19 protein-coding genes and 1 pseudogene are annotated in these 20784 nt (G+C 66.3%); 17 read left to right on the forward strand and 3 right to left on the reverse strand.

Going from position 1 to position 20784, the window contains the following annotated elements; translation table 11 throughout:
* The 4 genes from M7H19_RS04805 to M7H19_RS04820 form a co-directional block, all read left to right on the forward strand.
* Nucleotides 1-958: molybdopterin dinucleotide binding domain-containing protein (locus M7H19_RS04805; protein WP_298177536.1), on the forward strand; the 958-nt coding region annotated here is incomplete at its 5' end.
* Nucleotides 955-1974, forward strand: a complete 1020-nt coding sequence (locus tag M7H19_RS04810; protein ID WP_298177538.1) for a 4Fe-4S dicluster domain-containing protein — start codon at nt 955-957, stop codon at nt 1972-1974. The genes M7H19_RS04805 and M7H19_RS04810, both read left to right, overlap by 4 nt.
* On the forward strand, nt 1971-3044 hold the full coding sequence (gene nrfD, locus M7H19_RS04815) for an NrfD/PsrC family molybdoenzyme membrane anchor subunit (protein WP_298177541.1): 1074 nt from the start codon (nt 1971-1973) through the stop codon (nt 3042-3044). The genes M7H19_RS04810 and nrfD overlap by 4 nt, the downstream gene beginning before the upstream one ends.
* Before the next feature lie 241 nt (nt 3045-3285).
* Nucleotides 3286-4401, forward strand: a complete 1116-nt coding sequence (locus M7H19_RS04820) for a site-specific integrase (protein ID WP_298177542.1) — start codon at nt 3286-3288, stop codon at nt 4399-4401.
* A 213-nt stretch (nt 4402-4614) separates the two neighbouring features.
* Here the strand turns inward: M7H19_RS04820 and M7H19_RS04825 are convergent.
* Nucleotides 4615-5454, reverse strand: a pseudogene (locus M7H19_RS04825) (FAD-dependent monooxygenase); the annotation flags it as partial.
* Between the two features lie 54 nt (nt 5455-5508).
* On the opposite strand from M7H19_RS04825, the gene M7H19_RS04830 reads away from it, so the two are divergent.
* The 7 genes from M7H19_RS04830 to M7H19_RS04860 all read left to right on the forward strand — a co-directional run bounded on the left by M7H19_RS04830 (nt 5509) and on the right by M7H19_RS04860 (nt 11030).
* Entirely contained in the window at nt 5509-6075 is a 567-nt protein-coding gene (locus tag M7H19_RS04830) for a TetR family transcriptional regulator (protein WP_298177544.1), read from the forward strand.
* Between the two features lie 93 nt (nt 6076-6168).
* A complete protein-coding gene (locus M7H19_RS04835; protein WP_298177546.1) occupies nt 6169-6885 on the forward strand; it encodes a DUF2267 domain-containing protein in 717 nt (238 codons plus the stop codon).
* Nucleotides 6886-7947: 1062 nt separating this feature from the next.
* The gene (locus M7H19_RS04840) at nt 7948-8244 is read left to right on the forward strand and encodes a hypothetical protein (RefSeq protein ID WP_298177548.1); all 297 of its coding nucleotides are present in this window, start codon (nt 7948-7950) and stop codon (nt 8242-8244) included.
* Between the two features lie 125 nt (nt 8245-8369).
* A complete protein-coding gene (locus M7H19_RS04845) occupies nt 8370-8801 on the forward strand; it encodes a hypothetical protein (protein WP_298177550.1) in 432 nt (143 codons plus the stop codon).
* 90 nt (nt 8802-8891) lie between these two features.
* Nucleotides 8892-9320 carry a phosphotransferase gene (locus tag M7H19_RS04850; RefSeq protein ID WP_298177552.1) on the forward strand — a complete coding sequence of 143 codons (429 nt, stop codon included), beginning with the start codon at nt 8892-8894 and terminating at the stop codon, nt 9318-9320.
* A 245-nt stretch (nt 9321-9565) separates the two neighbouring features.
* Complete coding sequence (locus M7H19_RS04855; protein ID WP_298177554.1) at nt 9566-10312, forward strand: class I SAM-dependent methyltransferase; 747 nt, start codon at nt 9566-9568, stop codon at nt 10310-10312.
* 118 nt (nt 10313-10430) lie between these two features.
* Nucleotides 10431-11030, forward strand: coding sequence for a class I SAM-dependent methyltransferase (locus tag M7H19_RS04860; RefSeq protein ID WP_298177556.1), 600 nt, complete (start codon nt 10431-10433; stop codon nt 11028-11030).
* Nucleotides 11031-11066: 36 nt separating this feature from the next.
* Here the strand turns inward: M7H19_RS04860 and M7H19_RS04865 are convergent, their stop codons facing one another.
* Nucleotides 11067-11774 carry a FadR/GntR family transcriptional regulator gene (locus M7H19_RS04865; protein ID WP_298177558.1) on the reverse strand — a complete coding sequence of 236 codons (708 nt, stop codon included), beginning with the start codon at nt 11772-11774 and terminating at the stop codon, nt 11067-11069.
* A 184-nt stretch (nt 11775-11958) separates the two neighbouring features.
* Between M7H19_RS04865 and M7H19_RS04870 the strand changes: the two genes are divergently transcribed.
* From M7H19_RS04870 to M7H19_RS04895, 6 genes are all read left to right on the forward strand, one after another.
* A complete protein-coding gene (locus M7H19_RS04870) occupies nt 11959-13293 on the forward strand; it encodes an SLC13 family permease (protein WP_298177560.1) in 1335 nt (444 codons plus the stop codon).
* Between the two features lie 55 nt (nt 13294-13348).
* Nucleotides 13349-14791, forward strand: a complete 1443-nt coding sequence (locus tag M7H19_RS04875; protein WP_298177561.1) for an acyl-CoA synthetase — start codon at nt 13349-13351, stop codon at nt 14789-14791.
* Entirely contained in the window at nt 14784-16106 is a 1323-nt protein-coding gene (locus M7H19_RS04880) for a carboxyl transferase domain-containing protein (RefSeq protein ID WP_298177562.1), read from the forward strand. Before M7H19_RS04875 ends, M7H19_RS04880 begins: the two co-directional genes overlap by 8 nt.
* Before the next feature lie 94 nt (nt 16107-16200).
* Nucleotides 16201-17655: an alanine/glycine:cation symporter family protein gene (locus M7H19_RS04885; protein WP_298177563.1), complete on the forward strand. Its 1455-nt coding sequence runs from the start codon at nt 16201-16203 to the stop codon at nt 17653-17655.
* Between the two features lie 157 nt (nt 17656-17812).
* Nucleotides 17813-18187 carry a DUF488 domain-containing protein gene (locus tag M7H19_RS04890; protein WP_298177564.1) on the forward strand — a complete coding sequence of 125 codons (375 nt, stop codon included), beginning with the start codon at nt 17813-17815 and terminating at the stop codon, nt 18185-18187.
* Nucleotides 18188-18326: 139 nt separating this feature from the next.
* Entirely contained in the window at nt 18327-18653 is a 327-nt protein-coding gene (locus tag M7H19_RS04895; RefSeq protein ID WP_298177565.1) for a cupin domain-containing protein, read from the forward strand.
* Here M7H19_RS04895 and M7H19_RS04900 read toward each other — a convergent pair.
* Entirely contained in the window at nt 18637-20406 is a 1770-nt protein-coding gene (locus M7H19_RS04900) for an alpha/beta hydrolase (protein WP_298177577.1), read from the reverse strand. The genes M7H19_RS04895 and M7H19_RS04900 overlap by 17 nt on opposite strands.
* Nucleotides 20407-20784 lie beyond the last annotated feature (378 nt).

Here is a 20784-nt window from a genome sequence, read left to right on the forward strand (position 1 = left end):
GCCGATGAACCGGCGGGTCCTGTACAACCGCGCGTCGGCCGACCCCCAAGGCCGACCGTGGAGCGAACGCAAGGCACTGGTGTGGTGGGACGCCGAACGCGGGGAATGGACCGGCTACGACGAGCCGGACTTCGAAAAGCATAAGCCGCCGGACTACCGCCCGCCCGACGGCGCGGTCGGACCCGAGGCACTACGGGGCGACGACCCGTTCATCATGCAGGCGGACGGCAAGGGCTGGCTGTTCGCACCGAACGGGTTGGAGGACGGTCCTTTGCCCACGCATTACGAGCCACACGAATCACCCGTGCGCAACATGTTGTACGGCCAGCAGGGCAACCCGACCCGACAGGTCTACGGCCGCTTGGACAACCCGTCCAACCCGGCGCCCCCGGAAGCGCACTTCGAGGTGTTCCCGTTCGTCTTCACCGCGGCACGGCTGACCGAGCACCACACCGCGGGCGGGATGAGTCGCCAGTTGCCGTACCTGTCCGAACTGCAACCGGAGTTGTTCGTGGAGGTGTCACCGGAGTTGGCCGCCGAACGCGGGCTCCAGCACAGGGGCTGGGCCCACGTGATCACCAGTCGGACCGCGATCGAGGCACGCGTGGTCGTCACCGACCGGATGGCTCCCTTGCGAATACACGACCGAGTAGTCCACCAGGTGTGGATGCCCTACCACTGGGGTCAGCTCGGCCTGGTGACGGGCGATGTGGTGAACGATCTGTTCGGGGTCGTGCTCGATCCCAACGTGTTCATCCAGGAAAGCAAGGTCGCCACGTGCGACATCAGGCCAGGCCGTCGGCCCCGGGGACGGGCGCTGGTGGACTACGTGGCCGGGTACCGCCGCCGTGCCGGGGTCACCATCGAGACAGGCACCAAGATCGCCACCACGGGGGACCTCGACGTGGCCCACACAGAGCCGCGTGACACATCGTCCGGCGCATCGGAGGGGCGATGATCTCCGAGAACAGTTTGTACGGCCCGCTCGACGATCCTGCCGCCGACGCGGGCCACACGGAGCAGCAACCACGGGTCGGTTTCTTCACCGACACGTCCATCTGCATCGGCTGTAAGGCGTGCGAGGTGGCGTGCAAGGAATGGAACCTGGTGCCGGACGACGGGTTCAATCTGCTTGGTATGTCGTTCGACAACACCGGCATGCTGGGTGCCAACTCCTGGCGCCACGTCGCGTTCATCGAGCAGGAACTCCCGCTCGGAGAGCAGGACACCGGTCTGATCGGGCTACCGACCGGCCCGTCAGGCAGCCAGGCCTCCGCCGACGTCGTCGAATCCGCCCTACGGCAGACCGAGCACGGCGGTGGACAGTTGGGGACCAAGCCTGTCGACCTGGGTCTGCCGTCCTTCGACCTACCCGGTGCCGGCACAGGAGCCGAAAGCCGCACCGACTTCCGGTGGCTGATGAGTTCGGACGTGTGTAAACACTGCACTCACGCGGGCTGCCTCGACGTGTGCCCCACGGGAGCGCTGTTCCGCACCGAGTTCAGCACGGTGGTGGTGCAGGAGGACATCTGCAACGGGTGCGGCTACTGCGTGTCGGCCTGCCCCTACGGCGTCATCGACAGACGTGAGGGTGACGGCCGGGCTTGGAAATGCACGCTCTGCTACGACCGTTTGCGGGACGGTCTCGAACCCGCGTGTGCCAAGGCGTGTCCGACGGACTCGATCCAGTTCGGACCGCTGGATGAGTTGCGGGAGCGTGCCGAGCAGCGCGTGAACGAACTACACGACCTCGGTGTCACCGAGGCGAGGCTGTACGGACACGACCCGGAGGACGGAGTGGGCGGGGACGCCGCGTTCTTCCTGCTGCTCGACGAACCGGAAGTGTACGGATTGCCGCCGGATCCCGTGGTACCGACGCGAGACCTGCCGAGCATGTGGAGATACGCGGGGTTGGCGGCTTCGGCTTTCCTCGCCGCGGCCGTGTCGGCGTTCATAAGGCGTGATCGCGGATGACCGACCAGGACCGACTGTTGCGCGAGCCACGCAGTGACGTGGACGCCGCCGATTTCCGTGCTCGCATGTTCAGGGGAGGCCGCAAGCGGCGCGACGATGACGGCAGTCGTGAACCGGAGACCGTGCCCCGCGCCGAGTTCCGGTCCTACTACGGTCGTCCCGTCATCAAGCCACCGGTGTGGGACCACAAGATCCCGGCCTATTTCTTCACCGGTGGCCTGGCAGCCGGGTCGGCCGTGCTGGCGGCGGGAGCGGATCTCACCTCACGTCCCGCGTTGCGGCGATTCGGCCGCCTGAGCTCGCTCACCAACCTGGGACTGAGCACGTATCTGCTCATCGTCGACCTCGGTCGGCCGGAACGCTTCCACCACATGCTCCGGGTAGCCAAACCCACGTCCCCGATGAGCATGGGAACCTGGGTCCTCGTCGCGTTCGGGCCGGGCGCGGGTCTCGCCGCGGTGGCCGAACTGATGCCGAAGCGGCTACGTCGAACGCTGTTAGGGCGGCTGTTGCTGCGCACGGCCCGTCCCGCGGGACTGTCCGCGGCGCTCATGGCTCCCGCCCTCGCGTCCTACACCGCCGTGTTGGTGTCTCAGACGGCGGTACCCGCGTGGCACGGGGCGCATCGTCACCTTCCTTTCGTCTTCACCGGTTCGGCCGCGGCCAGCGCCGGCGGTCTCGCCCAGATCCTCACACCGGTTGCCGAGGCCGGGCCCGGGCGTACGTTCGCCGTCACGGGAGCGGGACTCGAACTGCTCGCCTCGAAACTCATGGATCGCCACCTCGGCTTCGTCGGGCGCGCGTACGAGCGTGGCCGTCCCGGTCGGCTCCGGGCCTGGTCGCATCGCCTCACCGCCGCGGGGGCTGCCGGGTCCCTGCTCGCGGGCGGGCGGAGCCGCGCCGCCGCGGCGCTCTCCGGGCTGGCCCTGCTCGGCGGGAGCCTCCTCCAAAGGCTCGCCGTCTTCGAAGCCGGCGTGGCGAGTGCGGAGGACCCGGAGTACGTCGTCGTCCCACAGCGCATGCGGCTCGACGAGCGGGCAGCGGCGAAAACCGAGCAGCCCGACGAGTGAGCGGACTCTCCGACCGGCCAGTCAGAGCGATTCTCCGGTAATCCGGCCGCCCATACCCCCGCGGGTGAGTCGCTCGGACCGTTCCGAGCTCGTCGTCGCGCAACACCTACTGGTGCCTGCGGACCCCTCCGCAGCCGGAGTCGCGGTGCTTTCCCGGACCCGACACCTCCTCACCCGGCCCGATCGGATCGCGCCCTGGCAAGATCGATCCCGTGCCGGCCACGGCGAGTCGAGGAGGAACATGACGACGACGGCCCCCGACCATGAGGGCAGCTCGCACGGTGATGCGGCAGTGGAACCCGTCCGCTTCGCCCTACCGACGCGTTCCCTGCCCATCCACGCCGTGGAAGAGGCCGTCCGGCACCAGCTGATCACCGATATCGGTGCCGAACGACTGGAGGCGCTGTCCCAATCCTTGGACCGGGTGACCTTCGGTGTGGTGCTGCACTGGTTGTCCAGCTACCAGCGGCGCTCCCTGGACACCAAACGCGGCTACGCCGACGACATCCTGCGGATCGCGGAATGGTTCACCTCCAGTACCGGCCGGCGCCCGGCCGAACTGTTGACCGGCCTCACGTTCGACACGGTGACCGCCTGGTCGTTGTACGCCAAGAGCAGAAGCTGGTCGGCACGGACTCAGCGCCGTTACCTGTCCGCGTTGTCGTCGCTGTTCGAACATGCCCGCCGTGTGCACCGGATCGACGTGGACAACCCGGTACACCTACCCACTCATGCCCCACCGCTGGGCACGTCCACCAACGGCCGCCCGCCCGGCGCGACTCGGGTGCTCGAGTTGTCCGAGGTCGCCGCGTTGGCGGAGGCGTGCGACAGCGCCGAGGACCACCTGGTGTTCGAGTTGCTGTTCGTGCAAGGGCTACGGGAGTCCGAAGTGGTCTCGCTCGATATCGAGAACCTCGACCGTTCACAGGTTCCTCCCGTGTTGTCGGTGGAACGCAAGGGCGGCAGGTGGGTGCGTCGCAGGCTCAGCGATGCCGCCGCCCGGCACCTCGACGCCTATCTCGGCGCCCGTGACCACGGTCCGGTGTTGATCCACCCGCGCACAGGTCAGCGCCGCGACCGGCACCAGCTCATCAGCATCACCCGACGGCTCGCCCGCCACGCCCGCCTGCCACAACCGCAGAAGGTCACCCCGCACGTGCTTCGTGCCACGGCCATCACCAACCTGTTGGACAAAGCCAAACCGCTGCAGGAGGTACAGGAGTGGGCCGGCCACGCTCACGCATCCACCACACGTGGCTATTGGGAGCGTCGCAACAGCATCCAGCGTGATGCCGCGCTGTCGTTCTCGCTGGCCGCCGATCTCGCCGAAGCCGCGGCGGGTCTGGACCGGCACTGACCTGGTCCAGACCAATCCGGTGCCAGGCACTACCCGATCAGCGTCGCCGCCGTCCTCACCACCGCGTCGCGGACACCCGTGCCATGCCGTAGGACGCTGATCCGTCCCAGCCAGCGGACAGCCGTCGCGATGCGCTGGGTTGGTTTCCGTCGCAGCCGACCGGGACGACACGTTCGCCAGGCACCGGGCCAGAACCAGCCCGTCGAGCAGCGTCTGACACGCACCCTGCCCCAGGTCGGGGGTCATGGTGTGCGCGGCGTCGCCGAGCAGTGCCGTGCGTCCGATGGCATACCGGGGCAGTGCCGAGGCGAGATAGGTCAGTGAATGCCGCAGTGTCCGCGTCAGATCGGCGTGCCGCAGCACGCTCGGTACGGGCTCGGCCCACCGGCCGAACCGCTCCCACAGCAGTTCTCGTTCCACGTCCGGGCTGCCCCGTCCGGCCGGGATCGGCAGGACTGCGTAGAAGTTGGTGCGACCGTCCCGCAGCGGCGAGTAACCGAACTTGGCCGCGGGCCCCCATACTTCACCGGCTTGGTCCACGCTGGCCGAGACCACCCCGCGCCACACCGTGTGCCCTGTGGGACGTAGGCCGTGGGTGGGACCGAACAGCCGTTCTCGCACAGCGCTGTGAGCGCCGTCCGCACCGATCACCACGTCCGCGTCGCATTCGAAGGGGTCGGGGCCCGGCCGACCGAAGCGCACCGTGCCCTCGGGCAACGCCCGGAAGAGCAGGTCGAGCAGTTGTGGCCGTGCCACGACGTACACCGTCTCCCCGGTACGGCGCCGGATACGTTCGGTGTCGATGGTGACGAGCCGACGCCCGTCGGGCCGCAGGATCGATCCCGGCTCCTGTGGCGCACCTCGTCGGCGTAGTTCCTCGACCGATCCGAGCCTCTCCAACGCCGAGACCGCCTGTGGCCACATGCCCAGCCCCGTGCCGTCGTTCGACAACGCGGCCGCCCGCTCATCGACCGTCACCCGCCAGCCGGCCCGGGTCAGCCCGACCGCGGCGGCCAATCCTCCGATGCCCCCACCGATGATCCGTGCATCCATCACCCGACACTACTACGCCCGTAGTGCCACTGACTACGGGTGTAGTGTTCGGGTGTGACCACGCGCAGGGACCAGGTACTCGACGCCGCGGTTCGCATTCTCGGCACGCGGGGAATACGACAACTCACCCATCGGGCCGTCGACGCCGAAGCTCGTCTATCCGAGGGCTCTACCTCCAACTACTTCCGCAACCGCGACGCGCTCGTGGCGGGCGTTCTCGACCGGCTCGTCACACAGGACGAACAGGCGTGGGGCCTGTTCTCTGCGGACCTGAGCAACACCGAGTTGACCTTGGACGGATTCGTCGACGCCGTGGTGCAGTTCGTGGTGGAACTGGCCGCCGCCGCGCGGATCTCCACCCTCGCCCGGCACGCGATCTTCCTGGAGGCCGCACACCACGAGCATCTGCTTCGCCAGGTGGAGTCGCGCAGGAACACGCTACTGACCTGGGGCGCGACCTGGCTCGAACAACTGGGCTCCCCTCATCCCGAACGTGATTTCGCGGTTCTACGGTCACTGTTGGACGGCCTACTGATACACCAGTGCACGCTGCCCGACCCTGATTTCGACCCGACGTTCGCCATCCGTGCGCTGTTCGACGGATTACGGAGACACTGGTAACCCCAGCAGCCTCAGGACGACCATCGCGTTCCCGAGCGCATTACCCGGGCAGGGGGCGGGTATCGCTCACGCGAGCCGTCAAGGGAGGACACGATGAAATACCAGAACCTCGTCGAGTCCGTACAGGACCGCACACTGCTCGACAACAGCGAGAACGCCCGCGAGGCAGTGGAGGCCGTGCTGACCACCCTCGCCCATTGCGTGACACCGGATGCTCGGACACAATTGGCCGAACACCTTCCCGGTTCGTTGGAGCAGACGATGGAGGTGCCGGGCGAGACCGAGATCCGTGACAGTAACGCGCTGTTGATCGAGATCGCCCACAGGCTCGACAGCACCCCCGAACACGCCCGCTATGTCGGCCAGGCGGTCATCGATTCGCTGCGCACGGAAGATCCGGGGTTGGTCGACGAACTGCGTGGGGAGCTGCATTCCGACCTTCTGGCGGTGCTGGAGCCTGCGGGTGAGCCGCCTCATCGGGCGCGCAGTGTCGACCCCGGTGTTCCCACCGAACTGTCCGACGCCGACGTCGAACAGGCCTTGCGCCGGTTGCCGGAGTGGACCGGGGACCACAGCGGCATCCGACGCACGGTCGTGCTACCCCAGGACCGCCACATTCCCCTGGTCAACGGGGTGCAGACCGAGGCGCGCAAGACCAACGACCACGTGCGGGTCGATCAGGACGGTGACAGCGTGACGTTCACGCTGAACACGGGCCGCGAGGGGGTTGTGACCGAACCCGACCTCGAACTCGCCGAACGCATCGACCGCGTGGTCGCCGAAGTGGGATCCGGAGGTAGACCCGGCTGACCAACCAGGGCACGGCAGAGGGCCCGTTGACTGACGAGCTTCTACGCCACAGTGAGCGATGGCGTGGCCGAGGCCAACGACCTCGATGGGAAGTCCGAGCTGCCACCGCTGAAGGGCCTGCCGCAGACGGACTTTCCCGAGGACGTCGCTGCGATGGCGAGCAGGTCGACTCCGCCGCCGTTGAACGCGCGATTGCGGACCTTATGGCCCTGGTACGGGTTACCGGGGAGGCGATCGACAACGACGAGTATCAGGTGCGAGCGGGAATTGACTGGACCGGCGGGCAACCATTCACGATCCTGACACTGGACAACATGGATTCGATGATGTATCGGTCCCCTTGTACCGCTTCACGCGAGTCGAAACGACCGTGAATGCCGTAAACCTGGTCTGGACTTCCGCTGACACGTGCATGACCTAGCCCAAGACTGCGTCAACCAGGGCGGCATCTCGCGTGTACGCATGATCGAACCGCTGCCACATGAGGACTGATCACTTCGTCGTGCCCGTGACACCTGCAACTGGTGGTGGCACGTGGAAAAGGCAGGGATAGGACACGTCGCATTCCCTCGCATCGAGCCTATACAGGCAGGCAAATCCATCTGGCCGGGACCACGTGGAGCATCCGGTCGTCATCAGTCCAACACCAGTGCCGACCACGGTGACCCTGTCGAGCGTTGCCGAGACTAAGGCATCGGTGAGCGTGACTCCAGCATCTCATCGTCGTCATACACCGGAGTGTCGGCAGTGCCTTATTGACGCTTGATGTAAATGGGATTAACTTTTTTGTACTCGCTTACAGCGATAGTTCAGGCAGTCGTGTCGATGCTTGGGATCCACTCAGCGAGTTGGTCGGGTCCATGAAGCGGCGCACCTGATCTGGGCGGCATCGCCACCTCGGAGCTTGAGGAGGGCTGCCTATCCATGGGGCCTCGGACACGAGGCAGGAGGCGAGAGTTTCGCTCTCGAAAGCCGCATGTCGCAGGTCGACCGAGGACGCAGGCGCCGCGAGTGGAGGCGAAGCGGAAGCGATGGCCATGGCTAGCCGCCGCTAGCTTGATCGTGAGTATCGTGGCAATTATCGCGTCATTTTTTACCAATCCGGTGAATGATAAGTTACGCGATATCGAGCTCGCCGAGAGGCCTGCCCTGATTGCAGAAGTGCGTGAATCATGGAATGACGGGTTAGATGGCTGGACCTGGTATTTCCCCAACGGGATATCTCGCGAAGAGGTAGAGTCCCTGGAGGAAACCCATAACACACTCGCATACTCGCGCACTCGCGATAATTGGGACGAAATTGATCGATCTATCGATAACATCATGCGCGAAGCGGGCGGCAAGCGTGTTGGCCTCTAAGAGGAAAGTAGCGCTTCACGGCACCGTGTGGATCTCGTCGGAAACCGACGCCATAAGGTTCGCATAGTTGATATGCACGTTAATGTCTTGGAACGAGACCCTGTTCCCCCGGCGGGACTCTGATCATGCTTTCCGTGCAAGGTGGAGGGCCTGTTGACGTCGTTTCGGTCGACCTTGACAGTGATGATACTCGTCCCTATAAGACCGAATGGGCCCCGGACGGGAGCGGTAAGACTACACGCCCGTTCCTCGATACGCAGGCAAGGCATGCAGAGGAAGGGGAAATGCTTCCTTTTGAGTTCGTTGCCACCACAGAGAGTTGTTGGTGCAAATGGGAGATTGTCGTAAAAGTGGCCTACGACGACATGGAAGAAACGGTTGTGGTTCGAAGCGATGGCACAGAGAATGGCCCTCCTTTCGAAACCATCGACTGGTCCTTCGACGATGATTTCGGCTATGACAGCATCTATGATGATCGACCTGGGAACAGGCCAATGGGTTCCGTGCGACTCCAGCGAGCCCAGCTTTTCTGGCGCGTGCGAGGGGCTTTGAATTAGCGTTCATGCAGTGCACGGTGGTCTGATCTTTTGCATTGACTGTGCGCCTTCTCATAGGCAATCCCACGCACGCATGGAGCGCGCTCCTGGTTGGACGGCCATCCACCCACCACCGACGGCGACTGGGCGGAAGTAGCGCGACAGGTGCTATGCCTACACGAGCTCACCGCTGATTACCCGATGCCGAAATACGCTGTTTGCGCCTGTCGTCAGGTATGGCGAGCGCTGGCCGGTAACCCCACCGCGGTGGTCCATGGTGACCTTTCCGCGCACAACCTCCGGATCAACCAGGGCCGAGTTGGTTTCCTCGACTGGGACGAAGCACGTGTCGACCACACCGCGCTCGACCTTGTCGACCTGCCGGCTCATGACCTCATCACTGGTCCCCGGCACCTGGCACAAGCAGCCTCGGCGGCTTGGGAAGCAGCAAATGGATGGGCCGCAGAACCCGATTACGCCCGAAGCCGCCTCACCGAACTGCGCCGACTCCACAACGCCACCGACACGGGATGCCGGTGAACAACCTCGAACCGGCGATGAGAACCGCCTTACGTTGCGAGGTTTCTTCACGCTTAGGTCCCTTCACCCTGTGTGGTGAGTAACGGCCCCAGGCTCCGCCGGCATTGCGGACTCGGCAGTCGGTGGTTCGCCGATGCGCGAGCGATGGATGCCTGCGACCAAGACGAACGGGTTTTTGCATCAGACTGTGGCCAAACAGGCGCAATACCGGGTTGCAAACAAGCCAGGCGTGCCAGGCTGGGCGCATGTCTTCCGTCTCCGAAAACTCCGCCAGGCCCGCCGACGGGGCCCGCACCGAACCGGCCAACGACTACGACACCTTCGCCGAGGCGTACACAGCCGAGAACGAGGACAGCCTCATCAACGCCTACTACGCGCGGCCCGCGATCATGAATCTGGCCGGGGACGTGGCCGGGCGGCGGATCCTCGATGTCGGCTGCGGTTCCGGCCCCCTGGTCGCCGCGCTGCGCGAGCGGGGCGCCATCGTGACCGGCTTCGACTCCAGTGCGAAAATGGTGGAGTTGGCCCGGCGGCGACTCGGCGCCGAAGCCGACCTACGCGTCGCCGACCTGGGCGGGCCGCTGCCCTATCCCGACAGTGCGTTCGACGATGTCGTCGCGTCCCTAGTGCTGCACTACCTTCGGGATTGGACCGCGCCACTGGCCGAGTTGCGGCGCGTGCTGCGACCCGGCGGCCGACTGATCGTCTCCGTCAACCATCCCCTCATCTTCAAGCTAGTCCATCCCGACGCCGACTATTTCGCGACCTGCCAGTGGTCCGAGGAATACACCTTCAACGGACAAAACGCCGTACTCACCTACTGGCACCGGCCGCTGCACGCGATGACCGACGCCTTCACCGCCGCCGGATTCCGCACAGCTGTCATCAGCGAACCGCCCCCGGCACCGGGTGCCCGCCAGCGGTTCCCCGACGAACTCTCGGATAAACCGGCCTTTCTGTGCTTTTTGTTCTTCGTCCTGGAAGCCGTCTAACCGCATCGCCCCGCCTGAACGGCGTCTGGCGCGACACCATCCTGCTCGAACGCCGATTCCCGGTCCGCTGAACCAGCCGGGACACAAACGTGTTCGACGACTGATGCAGGATGGCGGCATGACACAGCGCCCCCGATGGTTCACCGACACCAAGCCAGGCCACTCCCAGTGGTACATCGAACGGTTCCGGACGATGGCCCGCCAGGGCGCAGACCTGGAAGGCGAGGCCCGCCTGATCGACGCGATGGTCCCTCCGGGTTCACGCATCCTCGACGCCGGTTGCGGGCCCGGTCGGGTGGGCGGAGCGTTGCACCGGCGAGGGCACACCGTGGTGGGCGTCGATGTCGACCCGGCCCTGATCGAAGCCGCCGAGCAGGATCATCCGGGGCCGCGGTGGGTGGTCGGCGACCTGGCGACCGTCGACCTGGCCGCGATAGGAGAGCAAGAGCCGTTCGACCTCGCCGTGATGCCGGGGAACGTGATGGTGTTCCTCGCTTCGGGCACCGAGCGCGCCGTACTGCAGAACCTGTCCGGCTGCGTGCGCCCCGGTGGGCGGATCGTGATCGGCTTCCGTCACGAGGAGACGTATCCCTACGAGAAGTTCGACACGGACATCGCCGCTGCCGGACTGACTCTCGAACACCGGTTCTCCACCTGGGAGCTCGACCCGTTCACCGACGACTCCCAGTTCGCGGTGAGTGTCCTGCGGGTGAGGTAGGCGGTACCAGGAGCCCCTCGCCCTCCCGCCCGGTTCTCACTCCTCCGTTTCCGGGTTCCAGTCGAGCAGCCGAACCTTGGCCACCGTGCGCACGTGACGTCGCATCGCGGCGGCCGCTCGCGCGGAATCACCGAGACTGATCGCATCGAAGATCGCCTGATGCTGTCGCAGCGAACGGTTCGGCCTGCCCGGTTGACGCAACGACTCGGTACGACTCTCGCTGACCTGCTCAGCGATGGACCGCATGAACTCGGCGAGCAGCGCGCTCCGAGCCGCGGCCGTCACTGCCGCATGGAACCGGCGGTCACCCTCGGTGCCGTAACCGCCCGCCTCGACCTCGGCACGCATGTGGCTCAACGCGGACTCGAGCTCGTCGAGGTCCTCCCGCGTACGCCGTTCGGCGGCGAGTTCGGCGAGTTTGGCCTCGATCGCCTCCCGCGCCTCCAATACGTCCGGCAACCGTCGGCGGCGAGCAACGAGCTGGTCCACCGGTTCGGCGTCGAGGGTGTCGCGCACCAGATAGCTGCCGCCCCCGTGACGGGTCTCGACCAGCCCCTGCACCTCCAACACCACGATGGCCTGCTTGACCGACGCCCTACTCACACCGAGCCGCTGTGCCAGTTCCCGCTCCGCGGGCAACCTGTCGCCCGCGCGCAGCCGCTCCTCGGCGACGTATTCGCGCAATCGGTCGATCACCTGCTCGTACAGCCTCGGCCGCGACATCGGACGCAATGCGTCGGACACGTCCACTTCCCTCGCTGGTCACACGGTTTCCCACTCGGTCGTCCACGGAGCCTAACAACGAAAACTGGCTGAGCCAGTAAACCAGTCGCCCCTTGACAAGTGCGGCGAGGGAAAGCAAAAGTGGTTCAGCCACTCGGCCACCCGGCCAGTGCACGAGGGCAGTCCCAACGACGGGAGCGCACGTATGTCCCCACAGCTCGTCGCGATCCTCGTTCTCGCGCTGGTGTTCCTCGTCTCCACCACACGATCGATCAACATGGGGGCGATCGCCTTCGCGGCCGCGTTCGGTGTGGGAACACTCGTCGCCGACATGGACGCCGATGCGATCTTCGCGGGCTTCCCCGGTGACCTGTTCGTGGTGCTCGTCGGAGTCACGTACCTGTTCGCCATCGCCAAAGCCAACGGCACCACCGACTGGCTGGTGCGAGCGGCCGTCCGGCTGGTGGGTGGGCGACTCGCGCTCCTGCCCTGGGTGATGTTCGTACTCACCGGAGCACTCACGGCCATCGGTGCCGTCAGTCCCGCCGCCGTGGCCATCGTCGCACCGCTGGCACTGGGCCTCGCAGCGGAACACGGCATCAGTCCGCTGCTGATGGGAACGATGGTCGTCCACGGCGCGCAGGCAGGCGGGTTCTCCCCCATCAGCGTCTACGGCACGATCGTCAACGGAATCGTGGAGCGTGAGGGGCTGCCGGGCAGCGAAGTGGTGTTGTTCCTCGCGAGCGTCGCCGCGAACCTGATCATCGCCGCGATCGTGTTCGTGGTGTGCGGAGGTCTCCGACTCTCCACGACAGCCATGGCGACACGCCAGTTGACCACCGCCGGCAGCGGGAGCGGTGGCAGCGGCGGGAGCAGCGTGAGCGATGGACCTGGCGCCACCGCCCCGATGGGCATGCCCGACACCGCTGACGACTCCTCCCGGCTCACCCCGCCCCGCGTCGCCACCCTCGTCGCCCTGGTCGCGCTGGTGGTGTGCGCGCTCGGATTCGGCCTCGACGTCGGGCTGACCGCTATCACCCTCGCCGTGGCGCTGGGTGTCTTCTGGCCCGAGACGAGCAAGCAAGCCATCGGACAGATCACCTGGCCGACCGTGCTCCTCATCTGCGGCCTTCTCACCTACGTCGGTGTGCTGCAGGAGATGGGGACGATCGACTACGCGGGCAATGCTGTGTCCACTGTGGGCATTCCGTTGCTGGCCGCGCTGTTCATCTGCTATATCGGCGCGATCGTGTCCGCGTTCGCCTCGTCGGTGGGCATCATGGGTGCCCTCATTCCACTGGCGGTTCCGTTCCTGTTGGAAGGCACCGTCGGACCGATCGCGATGGTCGCCGCGTTGGCCATATCGTCCACAGTGGTGGATGTGAGTCCCTTCTCCACCAACGGTGCACTCGTGCTCGCGAACGCTCAAGGAGTGGACCGGGACCGTTTCTTCCGGCAACTCATGGCTTACGGAGGCGTCATCGTCGCGGCAGCGCCCGCGGTGGTGTGGTTGATACTGGTCGTACCCGGATTCGGGTGATCGGCAGCCGGTTCAGACGACGGTTGCCGACGATGTTCGAAAACGAGGAGATCGTGTGAGTGTGCTCTTCCCCGCTCTGAACACAGCGCAGTCCGAACCCGCTCTCCGGTTCGGTGATCGCGCCCTGACCTACGGCGAACTCCGCGCTGTGGCGGGCTCGCTGGCCCACCGACTGCGGGCTCTGCCGGGTGAGTCGCCTCGGGTCGCCGTGTGGGCCACGCCGAGCCCGGAGACCGCCGTGGCCACGGTCGCGGCCCTGCTGGCCGGAGTGCCCGCCGTGCCGATCAACCCCAGGATCGGGGAGCGCGAGCTGGCGCACATCGTCTCCGACAGCTCTCCCGCGCTCGTGCTCACCGAGCCCGGTGTCACACTGCCGTCCGGTCTGGACTCCGTGCCCCGTGAGGAGGTCCCGCTCGACGGGACGGACACGTCCCTGCCCGAGGAGCCGGACGCGGAAGCACCAGCGCTGATCATCTACACCTCCGGCACCACCGGTGCGCCGAAGGGCGTGGTGCTGCCCCGGCGAGCCATCACCAGCACGATGGACGCCCTCGCCGACGCCTGGCAGTGGACGTCCGACGACGTGCTCGTCCACGGCCTGCCGCTGTTCCACGTGCACGGGCTGATCCTCGGCACGTTGGGACCGCTGTACATGGGCGGCAGCGTGCGCCACGCCGGCCGGTTCTCCCCCGAAGCCGTCGCGGCGGAGTTGGCCGACGGAGCCACCATGATGTTCGGCGTTCCCACGATGTATCACCGGCTCGCGGACGAGGTGGAGCGCAATCCTGAGCTGGCGGCCGTGCTGCGTGGAGCCCGCCTGCTGGTGTCGGGTTCGGCGGCGTTGCCCGTGCACGACCACGAACGTATCGCCGCGGCGACCGGGCAGCGTGTCGTCGAACGTTACGGCATGACCGAAACCCTTATGAACACCAGCGTCCGCGCTGACGGAGAGCGCAGGCCGGGCACCGTGGGCCTGCCGTTGCGTAACGTCGAGCTGCGGCTCGTGGATGAGCACGGCAACCCCATCGAGGTCTGGGACGGCGAGACCGTCGGCGAGATCGAGGTGCGAGGCCCGAACCTGTTCAGTGAGTATCTGAATCGCCCGGATGCCACGGCGGAGGCGTTCCACGATGGGTGGTTCCGCACCGGCGACATGGCTGTCCGCGAATCCGACGGGTATGTACGGATCGTGGGACGCAAGGCCACCGACATCATCAAAAGCGGCGGCTACAAGATCGGCGCCGGGGAGATCGAGAACGCGCTCCTGGAACATCCGGGAGTCGCCGAGGTCGCGGTGACGGGCGAGCAGGACGACGACCTCGGCGAGCGGATCGTGGCGTGGGTGGTGCCGCGCGGAACTCGGCCGACCGAACGCGAGCTGGCCGACCACGTCGCGCGCCTGCTCACCCCGCACAAGCGGCCCCGAGTGGTGCGCTATCTCGACGCCCTGCCACGCAATGACATGGGCAAAGTCATGAAACGGGCGCTCCATGGCTGAGTCGGCTCGGGAACTCCTGACGTCGCTCACGACCACGTTCGCCGAGCTTCCGGGCGACGTCGGGGTCTCTGCTGTGGACGGTCCGATCGGCTGGCATGGCTACGGCGACGCTCGCACGGCCGCCGCCGATCGCACCGGTGAGCGCGAGTCTGTGGTGTGTGGTGTGGGCACGGTCGGCGACACCGAGGCCGTGCTCATCGCCTTCGAGTTCGGTTTCCTGGGCGGTTCGATCGGCGAGAGCACGGGACGCAGGATCGAGTCGGCCTTCCAGCACGCTCGTTCCTCACGTCTGCCGGTGGTGTCGTTGATCGCCACCGGTGGCAGCCGCATGCAGGAGGGTATGCGCGCACTCGTCCAGCTCCAGCGGCTGGCCCGCGCGTCGGCACTCACCAGGAAGGCCGGGCTACCGCAGATCGCGGTGTTGTGCGGCCCTACCACGGGTGGTGGTTGGGCGACGCTGGGCGCCGGAGCCGACGTGGTGCTCGCTCTGCCGGAGAGGCAAGTGGGGTTCGCCGGTTCGCGCGTACGACCACCCGGCGATCCTCACGCCTACACCGTCGAGGCCCACGTCGAGGCCGGTCAGATCGACCAGGTCGTGGAGCGGTCCCGGTTACAGGAATCGCTGGAACGTTGGCTGCGGCTGTTGACGACCCCGGCGGCCCACGCTCCCCCTCCGCCGCGTGCGCTCGGCGCCGACCTCTCGCTACCCGAGACGGGATGGACCGCGGTCACGCGAGCACGGGACGCGAACCGGCCTCGCGCCGGCGCGTACGTGGACGACTACTTCGACTGGCGTGAGGAGATCCGGGGCGATCGCTGCGGCGGAACGGACGACGGCGTGGAATGCGGCTTCGGCTGGCGTGCCGACGGATGTGTGGCCTACGCGGCGCAGAAAGGCACCGCGACACGGCCGGCGGGGTTTCGTACGGCCGCACGGTTGGTGCGGTTGGCCGATCGTCTCGGCATCCCCGTGCTGACGTTGGTGGACACACCGGGTGCCGCCAACGACGGTGACGCCGAGCGCTCGGCGGTGGGCCCGGCAATCTCCGAACTGTTCGAGGCGTTGGCCTCGATGCAGGTTCCCGTGACCACGCTGCTGATCGGAGAGGGTGGTTCCGGGGGTGCGCTCGCCTTCGCGGCGGCGGATCGCCTGTGGGTGACTTCGGATAGTTACTTTTCGGTCACATCTCCGGAGGCCGCGGCGTCCATCCTCAAACGACCGGACGACGCGATCCCCACCACCGCTGACCAGCTACGCTTGCGTCCACAGGACCTTGTGGAGCTCGGTGTCGCCAAGGGAATCGTCGGCCGTTGACCCGCCTCAAGGCGGGTCAACGGCCCTTCCAGAACCGCTTCCGCTGCGTACACTGTCGCGCTGACCCATACCCGAATGCGGGAGGAGCGCCGGTATGGACTCGCTGATGGACGCCGTCAGCGAAGTGAACGACGGGTTCTGGACCTATCTCGTCATCCCACTGTTGGCGTTGCTCGGCCTGTACTTCACGGTGCGGACGAGCGGCATGCAGTTCCGGATGATCCCCGAGATGGTCCGTGGCCTGCGCAGCGCACCGGAGCGTGCCCAGGACGGCAAACGCGCCATCTCGTCTTTCCAAGCGTTCTCCATCTCGGCCGCCGCTCGCATCGGCACCGGCAACATCGCGGGTGTGGCTCTCGCGATCGCCATCGGAGGCCCCGGCGCCGTGCTGTGGATGTGGATCATGGCGATCCTCGTCAGTTCCCTGGCGTTCGCGGAGTCCACTCTGGCCCAGCTGTTCAAGGTGAAGGACCGCGCGGGTTACCGAGGAGGGCCCGCCTACTACATGCAGCACGGGTTGAACGCCCGCTGGATGGGCGTGGTGTTCGCGGTCGTCATCCTCTTCACGTTCAGCTTCAGCTTCAACATGGTCCAGGCCAACAGCATCGCCGAGGTCGTGTCGAACTCGGTCACCACGGTCACCGGCGCTGCCCAGCCCGCGGGATGGCTGGCCCCGGCGATCGGCCTGGCACTTGTCGCCCTGGTGGCCGTCGTGGTGTTCGGTGGGGTACGGCGCATCGCGACGGTGGCGGAGAGAACCGTCCCCTTCATGGCACTGATCTACCTGCTGCTGGGCCTGGTGATCGTCGGCATGAACCTGGAGAAGCTACCCGCCGTGTTCTCCGACATCATCGGTTCGGCGTTCGGCTTCGAACAGATTGGTGGCGCCGCCGTGGGAACCACGATCATGCAAGGAATCCAACGCGGCCTTTTCTCCAACGAGGCGGGTATGGGTTCCGCGCCCAACGCGGGGGCAACGGCCGCTGTGAGCCACCCGGTCAAGCAGGGACTGGCTCAGGCTCTCGGCGTCTACTTCGACACCTTGGTCGTGTGCTCCGTCACGGCGTTCATCATCCTCGTCTCGGACCCGACCTACGGCGAAGCAGCAGGCGCGACGGTGACCCAGAACGCTATGGAAACCAATCTCGGTACCTGGTCGCTGCACCTGTTGACTTTCATCGTGTTCCTGCTCGCCTTCACCTCGGTGCTGGGCAACTTCTACTACGGCGAAGCCAACCTGCGATTCCTCATCGGCGACGACCGGGCGGTGCCGATCTTCCGGATCGTGGTGCTCGGCATGCTGTTCCTGGGCGCGGTCAGTTCCCTGGAGCTCGTATGGGGTATCGCCGACGTCACCATGGGAGTGATGGCGGTGGTGAACCTGCTCGCCGTCGCACCGCTCGGAGCGCTGACCATACGGTTGCTCAAGGATTACCAGCAGCAGCGCCGAGCGGGTCTGGAACCGGTGTTCACCCGTGACCGGATGCCCGACGTCCGGGGCGTGCAGTGCTGGGAGGTCGACCGGGAGACCGCGCCCGAACGCTCGTGACGGCGCGGAGCGGAAAGGATGCGAAAAACACGGACTGACTCGCGCCGAATGGACGTCCGGGTCGGTCCGCCATATCGGGACGTTCCCGTTTACCTCCTGGCAAGGCCGGGAAGACCGACGGAAAAGGTGTCGTGGCGCCGAACCGGGGAGCAGTCCGATGGCTAGGCAGGCCAAGCGCATTACGTACCGTCGGATTTACGACGATCCCGATCCCTCGGACGGGACTCGGGTCCTGGTCGACCGGGTGTGGCCACGGGGTGTGAAGAAGGAGAACGCCCACTACGACGAGTGGCTCCGCGACGTCGCGCCCTCCACCGAACTGCGTAAGTGGTACGGCCACGATCCCGAGAAGTTCGCCGAATTCCGCCGACGCTACCTCGCGGAACTGCGTGACGACGAGCACGCCGAGCACGCCGCTCGGCTCCGGGACATCGCCGACCACGGCGGTGTGACCCTGTTGACCGCCAGTCGCGACATCGAGCACAGCCAGGCCGCTGTCCTCGCGGAGTGGCTGGACGAAGCCACCCATTGAGCAGGCCACCGAGATCCGGTGCGATGTCCACCGGCACCGACCGAGGGAACCCGAAACGCCCTGAATCGGATACCGGTGGCCGCCGCTGACACCGGATCTACATGCGCCCTCGAGCGTGGCGGAAGATCGTGAGGAGACGATGCAGAAACTCTCGTTGGAAGCACTCGCCAAGAACCACTTGGAACGCGCGGTCAACGCCAGTTCAGGCCGGAGCGCGAGCACCGTCTACGGCGGTCACGAACACGTCCTTCGGCAGACGGTCATCGCGTTGACCGCCGGGACCCACTTGACCGAACACGAGAATCCCGGCGAGGCGACGCTGATCGTGCTCCGTGGGCGCGTGCGACTGCACTCCGGAGGTGCCGAGTGGGACGGGCGCACGGGGGATTTCATCGCGATCCCCCAGGAACGCCACAGTCTCGAGGCGCTGGAGGACAGTGCCGTCCTCCTCACGGTCGCGAAGTAGAGGTGGGCTCGCCCGCCACTCCGATGTCGTCCAGCAGTACCGTGCCGCCGGTGGCCCCGTCGAACTCCAGTGTCACGGTGGCGAGTTCGGCCGCATCGAACGCGGTATCACCACCGACGTCCTCGAGCGGGATGCGGTAGGTCTGCGGCACCGGTTCGTTCAGTGCCGTGCTCTGCAACCACGGTGCTACGAGATACTGGCCCGGCACCGAGCCTTTCAGCGGCAGACGGTCGGCCAGCGACACGCTCACCGACTCTCCCGCTTCGTCCACCAGTCGCACGGTGACACTGTCGGCGAGGTCGGTGCCAGGGGTGGTCGCGACGGCGTCGAACACCACGGCCTCGATCTGGCCTTCGGATCTCACCGGTGTCGTCACGGTCGGAGTCTGTCCCCCCTCCCACGTCAACCGGTGCACGGTGTCCTGTCCGGGGCCGCTACGCAGGGGCAGAGGCGTGGTCGTGAAGTCGCTGCCCCCTTCGGCGCGAACAGTGCCGTCGTCGGCGACCACGGTGGTGGAGTCGGTGAACCGACTGACATAGTTGGTCTCCGGCAGCCACGGCTCGGCCACCCGGTAGTCGCGGAACAACTCCAGCATGTCCTCGTTCCCCAGGAGGGTGCCGGTGAAGAACGCGGTGGAATACAGCTTCGCGACGCGCCTTTGGTCCTCGGCGGACAACAACGCGTCGTCGTCGAGCAACATCGCGGGCAGGCCGTAGCCGATGTCGTGACGGCCCCAGCGACTGTTGAACTGTCCGTGGTTGGCTCGTTCGACGGCGAGCGCGGCGGCGAACCGGTACTCGTCTCCGTCGAATGTGGTGCGTGCGTACTGGTTCAGTCCACCGAAACCGACGACATCGGCGTCGTGCGAGCCCTGCAGGACAAGGTAATCGACGTTCCGCAGGGTGATCAGCCCGTCGTCGGACCGATACTGTCCTTCGGAGGGCGCGAGCGCGAGCAGTGAACGGATCGTCATCCCCGAAAGGCCGTCTCGCTGTGCCAGGTGAGTGGCGGTGACGATAGCTTCACCGCCACGGGAATGGCCGAGCAGCCCGACATTGACGAGATCGACCTTGCCCGTGAACGGCGTGCCCTCTTGTTCGTTCCACGCTTTCCACGTTCGCAGGTGTTCCAGCAATAGCCGGCCGCGTGCCTCCTCGACACCGCGAAGACCACCGTCCCGGTCGAGTACCCCGGTGTTGAGGAAGTTCTGGTCTACTGACACCGCGATGACACCGTGGCCGGCGAGCTGCTCGCCGAGGTAGCGGAAACCGTCCTCGGAGTGAGTGGCGTTGCTTTTGTTGCCGTGCACCAGCAACACTAGTGGGAAAGGCCCGTCGCCGTGTGGGTACCACACCCGTGCGTTGAGCGGCAGTTCCTCGATGGCGAAGCCCCACAAAGCGCGTCGGTCCTCATCCCAACCCTGGATGGTCCGCGACGCGTCCACGGTCTCTGTGATGAGGTCGGCCTCGTCGCCATAGGCGGGGCGTGGGTCGGTGCCGCTGCCGTAGGTGAGTTCGGTGCTGGAGAACGGACCCGGCGCGGACGGGTCGCTCGGCAATGTGTGGTCGACCGTTCCGTCGTCGACGACGGTCACCGGGTCTTGTCCGGCCGTGGCGAGCCAACTCGCTGGACCGATGAGGACTAGCACCGCGAGCGCGAGCGTGCCGAGTCGTCGATCCCAGCGCCTCAGTGGTGGGCGCCCACGGTGTGGCAGCAACTCGCCGAGTGCCGCGCCGAGCAGGGACGAACCCACTACGAGTACCGCGACGGCGACGTACCAGCCGAGTGGACTCGCACCAGCGCCGCCAGAACGGGCGGCGGGACCGTTCGCTCGTGGTGTCCACCGTGTCGTCGCCGGACGGAGTGTCGTGCTGTCGTACACCGTCTCCCCAGGCCTGTTCCACTGGGCAACCGTAGCAGCCGAAGACGCTCGGTTTTCGGCCTAACGCGAGTTCTGCACGGGGTACGGAAACGCCTAATTGTTCGGTCTAGGCCGACCACCGCCGCGGGACTCCAGACGTACCACGGGCTCCATCTCTGTGGAGGCACAGGATGTCACGGCCGGTTCTCCATGCCACGGCACACAGCGGTGACTCCACGATGGACGGTACGGATGAAACATCGACGTCGC

It is taken from the genome of Saccharomonospora sp., assembly GCF_027317685.1.
GTDB lineage: Bacteria > Actinomycetota > Actinomycetes > Mycobacteriales > Pseudonocardiaceae > Saccharomonospora.

What these genes read in the sequence shown, in the direction of transcription:
- M7H19_RS04870 (WP_298177560.1), top strand. Translation starts at nt 11,959, where the DNA reads ATGTCCCCACAGCTCGTCGCGATCCTCGTTCTCGCGCTGGTGTTCCTC.
- M7H19_RS04855 (WP_298177554.1), top strand. Translation starts at nt 9,566, where the DNA reads ATGTCTTCCGTCTCCGAAAACTCCGCCAGGCCCGCCGACGGGGCCCGC.
- M7H19_RS04895 (WP_298177565.1), top strand. Translation starts at nt 18,327, where the DNA reads ATGCAGAAACTCTCGTTGGAAGCACTCGCCAAGAACCACTTGGAACGC.
- M7H19_RS04835 (WP_298177546.1), top strand. Translation starts at nt 6,169, where the DNA reads ATGAAATACCAGAACCTCGTCGAGTCCGTACAGGACCGCACACTGCTC.
- M7H19_RS04810 (WP_298177538.1), top strand. Translation starts at nt 955, where the DNA reads ATGATCTCCGAGAACAGTTTGTACGGCCCGCTCGACGATCCTGCCGCC.
- M7H19_RS04845 (WP_298177550.1), top strand. Translation starts at nt 8,370, where the DNA reads ATGCTTTCCGTGCAAGGTGGAGGGCCTGTTGACGTCGTTTCGGTCGAC.
- M7H19_RS04820 (WP_298177542.1), top strand. Translation starts at nt 3,286, where the DNA reads ATGACGACGACGGCCCCCGACCATGAGGGCAGCTCGCACGGTGATGCG.
- M7H19_RS04890 (WP_298177564.1), top strand. Translation starts at nt 17,813, where the DNA reads ATGGCTAGGCAGGCCAAGCGCATTACGTACCGTCGGATTTACGACGAT.
- M7H19_RS04860 (WP_298177556.1), top strand. Translation starts at nt 10,431, where the DNA reads ATGACACAGCGCCCCCGATGGTTCACCGACACCAAGCCAGGCCACTCC.
- M7H19_RS04885 (WP_298177563.1), top strand. Translation starts at nt 16,201, where the DNA reads ATGGACTCGCTGATGGACGCCGTCAGCGAAGTGAACGACGGGTTCTGG.
- M7H19_RS04880 (WP_298177562.1), top strand. Translation starts at nt 14,784, where the DNA reads ATGGCTGAGTCGGCTCGGGAACTCCTGACGTCGCTCACGACCACGTTC.
- nrfD (WP_298177541.1), top strand. Translation starts at nt 1,971, where the DNA reads ATGACCGACCAGGACCGACTGTTGCGCGAGCCACGCAGTGACGTGGAC.